Here is a 14,354-nt window from a genome sequence, read left to right on the forward strand (position 1 = left end):
CGAACCCCAAACCAACCCCAAACAAACCCAAAATAGCTGTCTCATCTGACTTGACAGATACCGCAGCCGGGCGATCGACGGCTGAGAGAGACGCGTTTCCATCATCCTGCGGGCTTGCAGCTCCGCTAGTCAGTGTTACTATCTACTAGTAGTCAGTGTCACTAGATAGTGAGGGGTGCTCCCATGGCAACCTGGTAACGGAGATGGCCAAGGGAACGCTGGAGGGCCTCGTGCTGGCGATCCTGTATGGTTGGTCCGCGTATGGCTACGAAATCACGGCGTGGCTGCGCGACCAGGGCTTCTCCGACATCGCCGAAGGCACTATTTACGCGCTGCTGGTCAGGATCGAACAACGTGGCCTCGTCGACGTGGAGAAGGTCCCGTCGGAGAAGGGGCCGCCGCGAAAGGGGTATTCCCTGAACGCTCAGGGACAGGAACATCTCGAGGAGTTCCGAACGACCTGGAACTTTCTCGCTGAACGGCTCGAACGGCTCCACAAAGAAGAAAAATGGCCATGTCCGATGTCGAAAAGGGCGGCCTCATCTCGAAGATGATCAGGCCCAAGAAACGCTGGAGAGCGTACAAGACACGCTCGCGCCAGCTTCCCGAGAACTACCGTACGGCGGTCGAAGCGATCGAACGGTATCTGATGCATTTCGTACCGACCGACGGCGACAGCAATGCGGCGATGTTCGAAGACCTTGCCGACCTGTTCGAACAGGCCGCGGCGAACGGAACACCAATCCGCGAGATCGCGGGGAAGGACCCGGCGGAATTCGTCGAGGCAATCGCCCAGAACTACTCGGAAGGTGGTACCGGGCACGCGCGCGCGGAAACAGCTGACCGACGCCATTACGCGCGCCGAACAAGAGACGCCTCGATGACGACGTGGACCGGCATGATGTCGGTTGACGACACGGCCCTTGCCGTCAGTGACACTGGCGGTCCTAGTATTCCGGTGGTTTACCTCAATGGCCAGTTCGCTACCCAGGGATATTGGCGGCGGGTCATCGCTGATCTGGGTACGGGGTGGCGGCACATCACTTTTGACGAGCGTAGGCGCGGCAGAAAATCGGGGAAGTCAGTTGACTATTCCTTCGAGGCCGCGGTTCGGGATGTTGATGCCATTCTCGCGGCCAGGGGTGTGGACCGGGCTATGGTGGTGGGTTGGTCGTACGGGGCCTGGAACGAGGTCCCCAAATCATTCGTATGGAAGAAGACAGGCTAGGACATCCTCGACTCTCGGCAAGTATCTTCAACGAATTTCGGGCGTGGGACGCTGCGGCGTCTTGGGTGGCGGCGTGTGGAGGCGCGCGGCGACTGGCAAGTCGAGGCAAGACGCGGTGGGCCACTGCGATGGCAGCGGACCCAGCCGGCGAAGCTGGTGGGTCTGTTCCAGGCACCAGGGTGATACCGCCAAATGTCCTTGGTCGATGCTGGAAACCAGTGCATCCCAGGTGATCCATTGGTATGAGTTGACCTCGTCAGGATTCGGGTCAGGCCGCGTGTCGACGGTGGCGCGAAAGACCGGGCACATCTCGTTTTCCACCACCCCACTGGGCATCGTGGCGCGGTAGCGGAACCTCGGAAGCAACAGGTCGATACTGGTCGCGACCATGCCGAGCTCGACAAGCAGCCGGCGCTGCACCGCTTCGACGATGGGTTCGCACGGTAGCGGATGGCCACAGCACGAGTTGGTCCAAGCCCCCGGCCAGGTAGGTTTGGTCAGCGCCCGTCGCGTGAGCAGGACCTGGCCACCGGGGTTGAGGACATAGCAAGAAAAGGCAAGATGCAGCGGCGTGCTCCTGTGGTGTACTGCTGATTTTTCGGCCGTACCCAAGGCGTGCCCTGCCTCGTCGAGAAGAACGACATGCTCCAACGCGTACCCCGGCGGTTTCACAGTCCGTCCGGGATGTCCGGGGTGGCTTGCTGGGTGTATCCCAACGACTGCAGGCGGGTGGCGAGGATGCTGATCTCGGCTATGGTGGCGCGTCCGGGAAGACTGACCGCACACAAGGCCGCGTCGGCCACGTCTTCGGGTTGCAGGCACAGCTTGCGCATCTCAACCGGTGGGGGCACCGGTCGGCGATCCAGCATGGGGGTGTCCACCATTCCGGGAAGAATCGTGCACACGCGGACGCCGTTCGCGTGCTCGTCGCGCGACAGCCCTCTGGCCAGGCCGAGTAGAGCAGCTTTGGTTGCGCTGTAAGCGGCGCCGCTGTGGGAAGGCCAGGCTGCCGAGATGCTGGAGATCAGGACAATGTCACCCTCCCGTTCGCGGATCTGGTCGAGAGTGCCGTGAATGAGCCCGAAAGATGCCGGTGAGGTTTGTCCGTACCAGCTCATCGAAACTTTCCTCGGTGAGTTGATGAAACCGCCGGCGGGTGACGTTGGTTCCTGCGGCGCAGACGAGAATGTCGATCGGATCCTCACGGGCAAGCTCACCGGTCAGTGCCTGGGTGGCGACCGGGTCTGTGACGTCGAGCGAATGCGGGACGTACGTGCCGCCGGTCACCGCGTCCGGTGCGGTCGACCGAACCGCATCAAGGCGCCGGCCGACGCCGTGGACGCGCGCGCCGGCATCCAGAAAGCGTCGGACAATGCCCGCGCCGATCCCACTTCCAGCTCCGCTCACCAAAGCCACTCGCCCGGCCAGCGCACTAGTCAACGGGCGGGTTGAGAGTCCACAGGCCGAGCTCAAGGCCCTCCGCGTCATGCACGACGGCCCACCAGCCGGGCTCGGCGGCGGGCCGGATTTCCATCCTCCCCTTGATAATTTTGCCGCCCGCGGCGGAAACCTTCGCGAAGGTCGACTCCAGGTCGTCCACCTTCACGTACACACGCGGCGATCGTCGCCCCTCTGCGAGTTGCCGGTCGGCGAGCACCTTGTCCAACGCCCCGAACTGTTTTCCATCCGCGTCCTTCATCGTCATGTACTCATCCGAGTACGCCTGGAAGGACCACCCGAAAACCTCGCCGTAGAACCGTTGGGCGCCGTCCAAGTCCTGAATCGGCAGATCCACCCAGGACACCTTGTTATCGGTCACGACAGTCCTTTCACGATTGTCCGAGAATCTGCTGGAACAAGGGCAGCGGTCGAGCCGAGACGTCGACAAAGTCGCGCAGTCTCGCCAACCACGGCGCCCGGTCGCCGAAACTGTCCAGCAGCCCGTGCGCCCGGGCCCGAACCTTCTCGATCTCCTGGACGTAAAGACAAACGTTCTCGGTGGTCAGCAGCAGCTCCCTGAGCTGGCCGCGAGCTTGCGCCGACAGCGGAGCCTGGGCACGCAGTGCGAGCAGCCGGCCGCGGTCCAAGCCAGTCGACCGGGTCAGCACGGAGGCGAACAGGAACGTGAGAACCTGGTTGCGTAGGTCCTCCTCGCGACCGGTGGCCAGGTCCTCCTGGTCGTTGCGAAGCTGTCGAAGCGAACCGAAGGTGAAGCCGAAATCTCGCCATCGCTCTGCCACCGGCTGGTCAGCGCCGGCCAGCCGGGCAGCCATCGCGCCAGCCATCGCATAACCGCCACCGGTTTTGCGCCGGTAGCACCGCAACACCTCGACCGGCCGGACTGTCTCCGGGGTGGCCCGGAACTCCCGCAGCTGACCCTCGACACCAGATGTTGACCCGTACGAGAGGTCCGCGGCCAGTAGTGAAAGGGTGCTCGCCGGCAGGTCCAGTCGAGCGATAATCTCGGCCGGCACCGAATGCAGGCAAAGGATTGCGGCCATCATGGCCTCAGCGACATCCAGCCCAGCTGAGGCCTCCTCGACCGCACCGTCCGTGGTGTTGTCAATGAGCCGACCAGCGGTGTACCAGAGGATGTTGACAGCCGCGATCGGTACTGCCGGCCGAAGGTCACCTGTCAGTGCGCCGAAAATCAGCAGCGGCACGGCTCGCATGACCTGCTTTGTTCTGCGTACCTCAAGAAACTGGTGCAGAACCTTCTTGGTCAGGCCCAGCGAGTCGTCCAGCCGATCGACCGCCGAGTCGATCTCCAGGTCGATGGCCGGATAGAGCTCATCCTGGAAAATCGCCGGTAGCTCCAGTTCAGTGATCACGACAACGCCTTCCCCGCAACCTGCGCCCCCCGTACGTGGCGGCTCTGCCGTACCGAGATCGGAAGTGCTGTGTAGCCGCGAAGAACCAGGAGGTTGTGCCGGTTCGCCTCGCCGGCGAGGGTGATGTCCTCGAACCTGTCGAGCAGCATCTTGAAGGCGATCTCGGCCTCCAGCCTGGCTAGCATCGTGCCCAGACAGTAGTGCGGGCCGGCGCCGAAGCTCAGCGCCTGTTTGACTGTCCGCAGTGGATCGAACGTGTCCGGCTGATCGAACCGGGCCGGGTCCCGGTTGGCGGCGCCCACCAGGACGGCGACCGAAGCGCGGGCCGGCAGCCGGAGCCCATCAAGGGTGGTTTCCCGGAGCGTACGACGGGCAAGCACCTGGACTGGGCAGTCGTAGCGGAGCATTTCCTCGATGTACGCGGGCGCCAGCGACGGGTCCAGGCGGAGCCGGCGAGTCAGGTCGGGGTGGTCAAGCAAGATGGCCAAGCCATTGCCGAGCAGGTTCATGGTGGTAATGAAGCCAGCGGCGATCACCAATGCCAGGCTCGCCAACAGCTCCTCTTCGCTGATTGTGCCCTCCGCGTCGTGTGCGGCGGCCAGTGCGCTGGTGAGATCCGACTGCGGTGACTCGCGGCGTTCGGCCACCAGCGCGGCGAAATAGTCCCGCAGCTCCACTGTTGTCTGATCCACGGCAGCGAGCGACCGCGGCTTGTCGTCGGACTCCAGCAGGGCGCGTCCGGTGCGCAGCGGTGGGCGCGGGGGGCGGCGACGATCGCGTTCACCCGCTGGTGGAACCAATGCCGGTCGGCGGGCGAAACCCCGACCAGGTCGCAAATCACCGTGATGGGGAGCTCGAAGGCGAAACCGCTGATGAAGTCAACCGGAGCCCCGTCGGCTCCGCGTTCGGCGAGCCGGTCGATCAGCCGGCTCGCCGCGGTCTCGATCGCCACCCGCATGTCGCCGATTCGGCGCGGAGTGAACGTACCGGCGACCAACCTGCGTACCCGTTCGTGGTCCGGGGAGTTCATGAAATGCAGCAGCGAGTTGGCAGCCCGGCGCAGCACCGGCGACTCGCGCCAGTTCGGATCCGAACGGTCGAACTCGGCTCGGTCATCCACCCCGAAGTCGGGGCTGCGCAGAACCTGGCCGCAGGCAGCATATCCGGTGGCCACCGCCCAGTCGTTGGTCTGCTCGGCCCACACCGGTGCCAATTTCCTCAGCTGGGCGTAAAGCGGGTACGGGTCGGCGCGTCCCCCTGGAGAGTACGCAGAGCACGGATCAGCTCACCGCCGTCCACAGTCACGCCTTTCCCGGCGCGCATCGAAAGAAGTGCACATCATCGCCCAGCGCCCTCACGGCCGCCGAACTCCGCCACAATAACGATGTAGTTCATCTTGTTCGCCCGATAGGCATCCAGGAAGGGCTTCTCCACGCCGGCCGCGAGGTTCGAGTACGACCGAAGGTCGAAATACGGAATAGCGTCGACGGTGTGGTTCGACACCCGGATCGGGACGAAGTTGTGTTTCGCCAACATCTGGAAGTAGTGCGACCGGTTGTGAATGTGGCAGACGTAGTGTGCGTCGATTGCCTCGATTTCGTCGCGTCCACCGACGATGTCGTTGCCACACCAGGTCACGATGACGTACCGACCGCCTGGTTTCAGCAGTCGGGCGAACTCACCAAACGCCTCGTCCAGATCGACATAGATAGTCGTTTCGTTGGTGACGACGGCGTCGAAGGATTTTTCCGGCAGCCTTGTGTCAGCCATGTTCGCGTAATGGAAGCTGACTTTCTCTCCCACGCCGTGGTCGTGCGCCGCTTTCTCGGCGAAGTCGATATGGTGCCGGCAGATGTTCACCCCGACAACCTCCGCGTCGAGTTCCTTGCTGACTACGATGCTGGTGCCGCCTCGACCCGAACCGGCATCGAGAACCCGCGATCCGCGCGGCAGTCCGACAAGACCGTCCAGCACCAAGCCAACCTGCTCGTTCTCCATGCGGTGCATCTCGTCGAGGATCGCCTGTTCCCGGACGCTGGGCGGCAGGTCGAGAATGCCGTGATCGTAGTCACCGACGGCATAGTGGTGATGGACCAGCCCGTCCTCTTTTCCGAGCAGCAGGTTGATCTGGTCGTCGGTCTTCTCGTCCCACTCGATCTTCAGAAGACGCTCGTAGTCGTTGCGGATGATGTTCTGCAGGTCGATCAAGCGATGCTCCTCGAGTCTCTGATGACAATCAGTCGGAAAAGCTGGCCGATCTCTCGTCCTGACATGCAGCGGACAAGCCCGCCTTCGACAACGCCCGTACGGCACGGTCGAGATACTCCGTGGAAACACGTTCAGCCGTCGCCTTCCCACCTGCCTCTTCAATAAGTACGCTCGCCCGGTCAAGGAAGGCGTCGTCCGGGCGACCGACACCCCATTCCGCCGCCAGCTGTCGGCCGGCCGCTGTGTCGGACGCCAGCGCCGCCAGCACCGGCAACGTCCGGATGCCCTCGCGAAGGTCTCCGCGGGCGGCTTTGCCGGTAATGCTGGGACAACCCCAGATGTCCTCGACATCGTTCGCGGCCTGCCAAGCAATACCGAGATAACCACCGGCCACACTCAGCGCCTCGATCGCCTTGGCCGACCCTGCGTTGAGCGCCACTCCCAGTCCGAGCGCGCATTCCACCAGCGCGCTGGCTTTCCCCCTGGCGACAGCGAGATAGTCATCCACGCCGGCGCCCGGCCGGGTAATGAGCGACAGTTCCGCGGCTCGCGGCGATCAGCCGGTCAACGGCGTCGCAGAGCAGCTGGAGTGCGTGTTGACTCACAGGCCTGGCCGCAGCAAGGGTCGTGTACGCGGCCGAGAGCAGCGCATCGCCGGCGAGCATGGCCAATCCCGAACCGAACACCGACCAAGCCGTCTCCCGGCCCCGACGCTCAGTGTCCCGGTCAATGATGTCGTCATGCAGAAGAGTCCAGTTATGCACCAGCTCCACGGCCACCGCCCCAGGAAGGGCGATCTCCTCGGAGCCACCCACTCCCCGCGCTGCCGCGAACAACAACGCTGACCGGGTGCTCTTTCCCGCCGGCACCGAACCATCGGGAAGGCTCTCACCGTGCGGCCCGCTCCAACCGAAATGATAGCCGCACAACAATGCGAGATCCGGTTGCAGCCGGTCAACCACAGACCGCAAAGCCGGCCCCGTGAGAGTACGGGCGACCGCCGTGGCGGTCGAACCAACCTGCCCACCCAGCGTCATAAAAACTCCGAGAGTCTCGACCCCTTTTGAAGGGCAACCGGGTACCTGTCTTTAACAGCTCACACGACTATCCGCGAGGATCTCTGCACGCGCTGGGCGCACGTATGGGTCCCACGCGGACATTGCGCAGGGATGGCTCGAATTCGACCTATTCGAGAGTAGATCATCTGACAACAACGCCGACAATGGACAGATGTCACAATTTTCAATGACAAACCTCAGTATATTCGCACTGCCCGTACCAGTCACCGTGCCGGGCCCCCCCGACTCACCGACACCGACCTCACGGCGGGGTCCTGACAATCGACCCAGCAATGGAATCCGCCCCCGGACTCGCAAAGTCGGTTCTCGCCACCCGCCCCAGCTCTCCACGACCGGGACAGCGATCGCGGCCTTGCATACCTCGACGCACTACAGCTCGGCCAGATACGCGGAGAAATCCCCAGGGTCAATCCCATCGCGGACAATGACATCACCATGTTCTCGACCCCGCGCAAGCGCCGGTGCCGCCGCTTGCGCACCAAGATTCGGCTTGACACTGGCGTACAGGTCACGTGACGCCTCGGTCTCCACCGGCTGCTGAACATCGACCTGCTGCAGGAGAGTTCATCGACCCTCCTCACATGCTGGTCTCGCCATCCAGGCCAGATTTACCTGGCGCGTACCGCGAATTACCGGCGGCTAATCGGGGCTCGCTAGCCTCTGACAAATGACCACGAACCCATCCCCTCAACGACAGGGAGGACCCGTACAGAACGGCCCTCCAGACCCACAAACAGCCCATTCGGCACCAGCCACCTAGACTCGGTGGTTATGGGGTTCAACTTCGACGCTGTTGCTGGCGAACTCCCACTGATGCAACGAGTGTGGTCGGCAAGCTGTGACGCCACGACCGGTTTCACCTCGACGGTCAAAGGCTCCTCCATGATCGCGTTTGCGCGCAATGGTGACAAGTGGACGGTGCATGTACGTGGACCGGAGACCAGGGCCACACACCTGACCTGTCCAGAGGGCTGGGAGTTTTTCGGCGTCGAGCTGCAGTTCGTCGGTGCCTATCTGCCGCTGTTCCCGCCGTCGGGTCTGGCCAACCTGAACGATGCTCTGTTACCGACCCTGTCAGGGGACCGGATCTTGCTGGACAACCGAGACTGGGAGATGCCAACCAAGCAGAACGTCGACGTCTTCGTCAACAGGCTTGTACGTGCAGGACTGTTGATCTTCGATCCACTCGTCGAGGAGATCCGTCACGGCGAACGACCACGAGCCATGTCGGAACGGATAGCGCAAATCCGGTTCCGCCGGGCCGTTGGAGTATCACGCCGCGCTCGCAGCTCGTCAGCATCGAGCAGGCACAGCGCGCCGCGCAGTTCCTCGCGGCTGGCGGATCGATCGCCGAGGCGGTCATCGTCGGTGGCTACTACGACCAGCCGCAGCTCGCGCGGGCGATGCGATGGGCCACCGGCCACACCCCGGGCGAGTTGAGGTCGGCCACCTCGTTCCTCGCGTTCTGATCCCCTGGACCGACCTGCTGAGCTGCCTTCACCCGCTTGGGCAGCACCTCGGAGCCGGCAGGATTCGGTTCGATACAAGACGGTCGATCATCGGACTGGTTGTCTCCGGGGATGCGAAAACTGATCGAATACAACCACCTCTCGATCGACGGGAGGTTCACCGGCGACGCCTTCTCCGCCGGACAGATGAAGGTCGCCCCCAACGACAAACACTTCGACTATCAGCTCCGACTGTTGGAACAAGCAGCTGGTCTCGTGCTCGGACGGGTGACCTACGAAGTCTTCGCAGCAACATGGCCAACCATGACCGGCGACCTCGCCGACAAGATCAACTCCCTGCCAAAGCACGTCGCTTCCAGCACCCTGACCGAGACCACCTGGAACGCCGAGGTGCTCACCGGCAACGCCATCGACGCCATCGCCAAGCTCAAAGAATCCGGCGACGGGACGTTGGTGAAGTACGGCAACGGCCCTTTCAGCCGGGCACTCCTGGACGCGGGTCTGCTGGACGAACTGCATCTGAGCATCTCCCCCTTTGTCGCGGGTTCCGGTGATTCGCTGCTGTCGGGCATCAGCACGACCCCCATGAACCTCACGGGCGTGACCGACATCGGCAACGGCGCGGTGGTACTGGCCTATACACCGAGTCGGTAGCCAGACACCACAAGGCTGGTAGCCCGGGTAGATTCGTATTTCTTCACTTGGGTGGGTGTCAATGTGGGCTCCGCGGCTCCCCCTCTGCCGCGAGTACACCAACGCACCCACCAAGAGGGTCACCACGGACGCTCAATCCACCGCAGGATTCCCATCGGGGACTGTATTTTTATCGGTGGTGCGCCGTGTCAACGGACACTTGTGCCTCCGGTTTGGCGGTCTTTTCTTCTCCGGGTTGGTGGACTGGTTTTCTCCGGGGGGGTGGACACGGGGGTCCGGTTGTTTAGGGTTGTTTCAGGGGTGTGACTCCTTTCCCTGCGAGGGCTTCGGCGAGTCGGTGCGATTCGCCGGTGGTTTGGACGAGGTGCGCGTGGTGAAGTAGCCGGTCGACGGTGGCTGTGGCCAGAGTTTTTGGCATTATTGTGTCGAATCCTGACGGATGGATGTTGCTGGTGACCGCGATCGAGCGGCGCTCGTATGCGGCGTCGACGATCCGGTAGAACGCCTCGGCGGCGTCCTGGCCGGCGGGCAGCATGCCGATGTCATCGACCACGATCAGGTCGCAGCGGCAGATCCGGGCGACGGTGCGGGCGATCGAGGCGTCGACCTTGGACTTGCTGATGGTCTGGGTGAGGGTTTCCAGGGTGAACCAGGCGACCCGCAGGTCCTGCTCGATCGCGGCGTGAGCGAGCGCTTCGACGAAGTGGCTCTTGCCTGTGCCGGACGGGCCGGCCACCGCCAGATTCTCCCCGCGACTGATCCACTCCAGTGTGGACAGTGAGTTCTGGGTGGCCTCGGAGATCGAGGACTCCTCGGCCCGCCAGGTAGAGAATGTCTTACCGGTTGGGGAAATTCGCGGTCCTGCGGCGCATCCGGCGGGTCGCGGAGTCGCGGCCGGTGACTTCCTCGGTGATCAGCACCCGCAGGACTTCGGCGGGGTCCCAGCGTTGCGCGCGGGCGGTGGCCAGCACGTCTGGGGCTGCTTTGCGCAGGTAGGGCAGCCGCATCCGGCGCAGCAGCTGCTCCAGATCGACGGGCAGGGCGGGTGCGGTGGGTGTGTTCATGCGCCGAACCCTTCCCAGCCGCTGGTGCCCGGTTGCGCCGAATGCGTCTCGTCGGCGTAGACGACGTCGCTGGGCGCGCCGGACAGTGCGAGGTGGTCCAGGATGGCGGCCAGGTCGGTGTCACCGAACCGGCCGGCCATCGCGGCCAGCCCGAGGGCGGTGTCGACCTTCTCCGCGCCCAGAATGGTGGCCAGTTCGACCGCGCGGGCCATCTTGGACCGGATCCGCTGCGCTCCGGTGGCGCTGGCCTCGATCAGCCACCGGTGCGCTCCTTCACCGATGCCGCAGAACGCGACCTCGGCCTCGCTGCGCGGCCGGACCCGCGGTGGGCGGGGTTCGTTGCCGCCGGGGTGGTTCGGGTAGTGCTCGTCGTCGATGCGCGGGTTTCCGGGCGTGGACAGGGCATGCCGGGCGATCTCGGTCAGCCCGGTGCTGGTCATGCCGGTGATCACCAGCTCGTCGCCGACCACCCGGCACCACACCCGGGTGCCCACATGTCCGGGCGGGGTGGAGTACCGGACCGAGGAGAACCGAATCGTCTGGTCGTCATCGACCAGGCGTTCCTCACCGAGCGCGGTGGTGTGCGGTTCGGTCGGCAGTGCGTGCAGAACCGCGCGCTCAGTCGCCAGCCGGTCGACCGGGGCGGCCTTGGTCTCCCGGTGCGGACGGGCGTTTATCCTTTCGCGCCAGTCAAAACACGCGTCCGCGAGCTCGGCGAACGAGGCGTAGGCGGATGCCAGGTTCGCGGTGGTGGGCACCAGGTCGGCCTTGGCGATCTCTTGACCGTGTGCTCCGCGCCGCCCTTGGACTCCGGGTCGAACGGCTGACACGTTTCCACCTTGCAGCCATAGTGCCGGCCCAGCGCGACCACGTCGGGATGCCGGACCGGGACGCCGGCGATCCGGTCGACCGTGACAGTTTTGGGGTTATCAGTCAACAAATACGTCGGCGCGCCGCCCAGTATCCGCAACGTGGCATCGACACAAGCGATCAATGTCGGTAGGGTTTGGTCCCAGGCCGGCAAAACAACCCGGAACCGGGACCACGACAGCCACGCGCAGAACAACTGCGTGCGTCGCCCGCCGATCCGCGGCCCCTCGCCCCAGTCAAATTGCAGCCACATACCTGGCTCGGGCACCCACGGCCGATACGCCCGCCGGTTGCCGGCTCGCCACGCCTGCTTGGCCTCTGCGACCGCACGGCGGGTCGACCGGTCGGTGCCGGTGAACCCCATCGCCACCAGCCGCTGGTGCACCACGTCCGCGCGAACCTTGCCGCTGGACTTTTCCACCAGTTCCTCGATTTTCTCCACGAACTCGTCCACCGCGCGACTCCGCCTGGTCCGCGCCACCGGGTCCAGACCGGCGTCCCGCAACGCGACATACCGCGAAACAGTCTTCTCATCACATCCTGCAAGCTTCGCCGCTGAATGCGCACAACGGGTCAAATCGAACGCTTCCAAGATCTCCATAACGTCCCTGTCAGACTTAGCCACAGATCCCTCCGGACGGTCGCTGGCACTGATCGGCAACCAGAGCCAAACCGGCCGGAGGGATCCCACGCGGCGATCAACAAAACCTGGGCGATTCCCGGAAATCTCGTGTCCATACACCCGGAAGAATCATGTCCACCAACCCGGACTCAACTGTCCGCGCACCCGGATTTTTTCATTGTCCGCGCGGACGCACGCGGCATAACGAGTTGTTCGGCATAAGATCCGCGCGTATTTGAGTGGCGCTCGGGAGCCTGGTAAGCGGGTCCGGTCTGAGCCGGTGGTGATCGCGGAGTTCGTGCCGTATTGCCGGCAGCGGCTGGTTGATGATCCGCATTTGTGGGCGTCGACGTTGTTCGACGAGGTCGTCGCGTTGGGGTTCACTGGTTCGTATCCGTCGCTGACCGCGGCGATCCGCGATCTGGGGCTGCGTCCGCATTGCGAGGCGTGTGACCGGTCCAAGGGCCGTGACACCGCGGTGATCGCGCACCCGGCGGGCGCGGAGACGCAATGGGATTGGTTGGAACTTCCTGATCCACCATCGGCGTGGGGCCTGGGAAAGCACGCGCATCTACTGGTCGGCGCTCTCGCGCATTCCTCGCGGTGGCGCGGAGTTTTGGCTACCAGTGAGGATTTCCCGCATCTGGTCGAGGCGATGGACGCTGTCGTGGCGCGCCTGGGTGGGCTGACCAAGGTGTGGCGGTTCGACCGGATGTCCACCGTTTGCTATCCACCGACCGGTGCGGTACTGCCCAGTTTCGGTGAAGTGGCGAAACATTACGGAGTCACCGTCGTTATTTGCCCACCGAGGCGGGGAAACCGCAAAGGCGTTGTCGAAAAGGCGAATCATTCCGCCGCGCAACGATGGTGGCGAACATTACCGGACGAGACCACGCCGGCCCAGGCTCAGGCGTTGCTGGATCGACTCACCGCCCGGTTGGACACCCGCAAGCGGATGCTCGACGGGGCGCCGACCACGGTCGGCGCGCTGGCTGACGCTGAACCTTTGCGTCCCCCGCCGGGGGTGGTGTTCCCGGCCGAGCTGTCCGATGAGCGGACCGTGACCGCGCAAGGATTGGTGTCCTGGCGTGGAAACTCCTACTCGGTGCCGCCAGGCCTGACCGGTGCCAGGGTGCTGCTCACGCACCGGTTGGGCACCGAACTGGTGCGCATCGCCACCCCCACCGGCGCGGTCGTGGCCGCGCACACGCGCGCCCTGGACGGCGCGGGGCGGGTGGTCCGAGACGACGGCCACGTGGCGGCCTTAGAGAAGAAGGTCCTGGCCGGGTTCACCGATAAGCCGCCCTGCAAACACAAAACCCGCCGACCACCGTCGGCCGCCGCGCTAGCCGAAGCTGATCGCCTACGCGGCCATTCGACCCCTGACCCGGCATCGAAGGTGGTGATCGATTTCTCCGTTTACGTCAATGCCGCTGACCGGCTCGCGACCCGCGCCGGCCAGAAGAAACAAGGAAATTCCTGACCAGAGAAAGGAAACTCGATCGTGAGCACACTCAACGCGCCGCAGATGAGCGAAGCGCGCCGCTACCAGCAGCTCAAAGCCCACCTGTCCTACCTGAAACTGGCCGACGCGGCCGATGCGTTACCGCGGATCCTGGACGCCGCCCGCGCGGAAAACCTCTCGGTGACCGCCGCGCTGGAACGGCTGCTGGAGATCGAGGTCAACGCCACCGAAGCCCGCCGGCTGGCCTCCCGGCTCCGGTTCGCCTGCCTGCCCAATCCGCACACCCTGGCCGATTTCGACTTCTCCGCCCAACCCGGCGTCGACGAGCCTCTGGTCCGCGACCTTGCGACCTTACGGTTCGTTGACGACGCGGCCAACGCGCTGCTGGTAGGCCCTCCAGGGGTCGGCAAGACCATGCTGGCCACCGCGTTGGCGCGCGCCGCCGCCGAAGCCGGTCACCGGGTCCACTTCACCACCGCCGCCGACCTCGCCGCCCGCTGCCACAAAGCAGCCCTGGAAGGGCGCTGGGCGACCTGCATGCGGTTCTTCGCCGGACCCCGACTCCTGGTCATCGACGAACTGGGCTATCTGCCGCTTCCCGGCGACGGCGCCAGCGCCCTTTTCCAAGTAATAAACCAAAGATACCTCAAATCCAGCACCATCCTGACCACCAACGTCGGAATCGCCGACTGGGCAACCGCCTTCGGTGACGCGACCGTCGCCGCGGCCATGCTCGACCGGCTGCTACACCGCGCCACCGTCATCGGAATCGACGGACCCAGCTACCGACTCCGCCACCACCAACACACCGCCGACACCCTCCGCAAGGCAGTCAACGCTCATGCTTCCTAACAACGACAACGA

General features: G+C 64.2%; 16 protein-coding genes and 2 pseudogenes. 6 read left to right on the top strand and 12 right to left on the bottom strand.

From position 1 onward, the window contains the following. The first annotated feature begins 203 nt into the window (after positions 1-203). Complete coding sequence (locus tag GNX96_RS16120) at positions 204-554, top strand: PadR family transcriptional regulator (protein WP_163568710.1); 351 nt, start codon at positions 204-206, stop codon at positions 552-554. Then, entirely contained in the window at positions 515-1,228 is a 714-nt protein-coding gene (locus GNX96_RS52255; protein ID WP_279580508.1) for an alpha/beta fold hydrolase, read from the top strand. Before GNX96_RS16120 ends, GNX96_RS52255 begins: the two co-directional genes overlap by 40 nt. A 27-nt stretch (positions 1,229-1,255) precedes the next feature. Here GNX96_RS52255 and idi read toward each other — a convergent pair whose 3' ends face one another. The 10 genes from idi to GNX96_RS16170 form a co-directional block, all read right to left on the bottom strand. After that, entirely contained in the window at positions 1,256-1,879 is a 624-nt protein-coding gene (idi, locus tag GNX96_RS16135; protein ID WP_163568759.1) for an isopentenyl-diphosphate Delta-isomerase, read from the bottom strand. Positions 1,880-1,896: 17 nt separating this feature from the next. Beyond that, a complete protein-coding gene (locus GNX96_RS52260) occupies positions 1,897-2,346 on the bottom strand; it encodes an SDR family oxidoreductase (protein WP_279580509.1) in 450 nt (149 codons plus the stop codon). Beyond that, a complete protein-coding gene (locus tag GNX96_RS52265) occupies positions 2,264-2,644 on the bottom strand; it encodes an SDR family NAD(P)-dependent oxidoreductase (RefSeq protein WP_279580510.1) in 381 nt (126 codons plus the stop codon). The genes GNX96_RS52260 and GNX96_RS52265 overlap by 83 nt, the downstream gene beginning before the upstream one ends. 16 nt (positions 2,645-2,660) lie before the next feature. Then, complete coding sequence (locus GNX96_RS16145) at positions 2,661-3,047, bottom strand: VOC family protein (protein ID WP_163568711.1); 387 nt, start codon at positions 3,045-3,047, stop codon at positions 2,661-2,663. Positions 3,048-3,057: 10 nt separating this feature from the next. Next, entirely contained in the window at positions 3,058-4,059 is a 1,002-nt protein-coding gene (locus GNX96_RS16150; RefSeq protein ID WP_163568712.1) for a polyprenyl synthetase family protein, read from the bottom strand. After that, positions 4,056-4,706, bottom strand: coding sequence for a cytochrome P450 (locus tag GNX96_RS52270; protein WP_279580541.1), 651 nt, complete (start codon positions 4,704-4,706; stop codon positions 4,056-4,058). The genes GNX96_RS16150 and GNX96_RS52270 overlap by 4 nt, the downstream gene beginning before the upstream one ends. Further along, complete coding sequence (locus GNX96_RS52275) at positions 4,592-5,263, bottom strand: cytochrome P450 family protein (RefSeq protein ID WP_279580511.1); 672 nt, start codon at positions 5,261-5,263, stop codon at positions 4,592-4,594. Before GNX96_RS52275 ends, GNX96_RS52270 begins: the two co-directional genes overlap by 115 nt. Before the next feature lie 134 nt (positions 5,264-5,397). Next, the gene (locus GNX96_RS16160; protein ID WP_163568713.1) at positions 5,398-6,267 is read right to left on the bottom strand and encodes an SAM-dependent methyltransferase; all 870 of its coding nucleotides are present in this window, start codon (positions 6,265-6,267) and stop codon (positions 5,398-5,400) included. Between the two features lie 28 nt (positions 6,268-6,295). Then, positions 6,296-6,775: a polyprenyl synthetase family protein gene (locus GNX96_RS16165; protein WP_163568714.1), complete on the bottom strand. Its 480-nt coding sequence runs from the start codon at positions 6,773-6,775 to the stop codon at positions 6,296-6,298. Then, positions 6,768-7,304 (bottom strand): polyprenyl synthetase family protein, encoded by a 537-nt coding sequence (locus GNX96_RS16170; RefSeq protein ID WP_279580512.1) that lies wholly within the window; start codon positions 7,302-7,304, stop codon positions 6,768-6,770. Before GNX96_RS16170 ends, GNX96_RS16165 begins: the two co-directional genes overlap by 8 nt. A 924-nt stretch (positions 7,305-8,228) precedes the next feature. Between GNX96_RS16170 and GNX96_RS16175 the strand changes: the two genes are divergently transcribed. Together GNX96_RS16175 and GNX96_RS16180 are read left to right on the top strand one after the other, a co-directional pair. Next, positions 8,229-8,786 (top strand): hypothetical protein, encoded by a 558-nt coding sequence (locus GNX96_RS16175; protein ID WP_163568716.1) that lies wholly within the window; start codon positions 8,229-8,231, stop codon positions 8,784-8,786. Between the two features lie 140 nt (positions 8,787-8,926). Continuing rightward, positions 8,927-9,469, top strand: coding sequence for a dihydrofolate reductase family protein (locus tag GNX96_RS16180; protein WP_163568717.1), 543 nt, complete (start codon positions 8,927-8,929; stop codon positions 9,467-9,469). Positions 9,470-9,752: 283 nt separating this feature from the next. On the opposite strand, the pseudogene istB (GNX96_RS16185) reads toward GNX96_RS16180, so the two are convergent. Then, a pseudogene (gene istB / locus GNX96_RS16185) lies at positions 9,753-10,533 on the bottom strand (IS21-like element helper ATPase IstB). Further along, positions 10,530-12,004 (bottom strand): annotated as a pseudogene (gene istA / locus GNX96_RS16190) (IS21 family transposase). The pseudogenes istB (GNX96_RS16185) and istA overlap by 4 nt, the downstream one beginning before the upstream one ends. A 304-nt stretch (positions 12,005-12,308) precedes the next feature. On the opposite strand from istA, the gene GNX96_RS16195 reads away from it, so the two are divergent. Both GNX96_RS16195 and istB (GNX96_RS16200) read left to right on the top strand, forming a co-directional pair. Beyond that, entirely contained in the window at positions 12,309-13,508 is a 1,200-nt protein-coding gene (locus GNX96_RS16195; RefSeq protein WP_163568718.1) for a Mu transposase domain-containing protein, read from the top strand. Between the two features lie 45 nt (positions 13,509-13,553). Continuing rightward, entirely contained in the window at positions 13,554-14,342 is a 789-nt protein-coding gene (gene istB, locus GNX96_RS16200; RefSeq protein ID WP_163568760.1) for an IS21-like element helper ATPase IstB, read from the top strand. Positions 14,343-14,354: the final 12 nt, after the last annotated feature.

The sequence above is a fragment of the Fodinicola feengrottensis genome (assembly GCF_010993775.1).
In the GTDB taxonomy this organism is placed as follows: Bacteria; Actinomycetota; Actinomycetes; order Mycobacteriales; family HKI-0501; genus Fodinicola; species Fodinicola feengrottensis.

What these genes read in the sequence shown, in the direction of transcription:
- GNX96_RS16120 (WP_163568710.1), top strand. Translation starts at nt 204, where the DNA reads ATGGCCAAGGGAACGCTGGAGGGCCTCGTGCTGGCGATCCTGTATGGT.
- GNX96_RS52255 (WP_279580508.1), top strand. Translation starts at nt 515, where the DNA reads ATGTCCGATGTCGAAAAGGGCGGCCTCATCTCGAAGATGATCAGGCCC.
- GNX96_RS52260 (WP_279580509.1), bottom strand. Translation starts at nt 2,346, where the DNA reads ATGAGCTGGTACGGACAAACCTCACCGGCATCTTTCGGGCTCATTCAC.
- GNX96_RS16170 (WP_279580512.1), bottom strand. Translation starts at nt 7,304, where the DNA reads ATGACGCTGGGTGGGCAGGTTGGTTCGACCGCCACGGCGGTCGCCCGT.
- GNX96_RS16175 (WP_163568716.1), top strand. Translation starts at nt 8,229, where the DNA reads ATGATCGCGTTTGCGCGCAATGGTGACAAGTGGACGGTGCATGTACGT.
- GNX96_RS16180 (WP_163568717.1), top strand. Translation starts at nt 8,927, where the DNA reads ATGCGAAAACTGATCGAATACAACCACCTCTCGATCGACGGGAGGTTC.
- istB (WP_163568760.1), top strand. Translation starts at nt 13,554, where the DNA reads ATGAGCGAAGCGCGCCGCTACCAGCAGCTCAAAGCCCACCTGTCCTAC.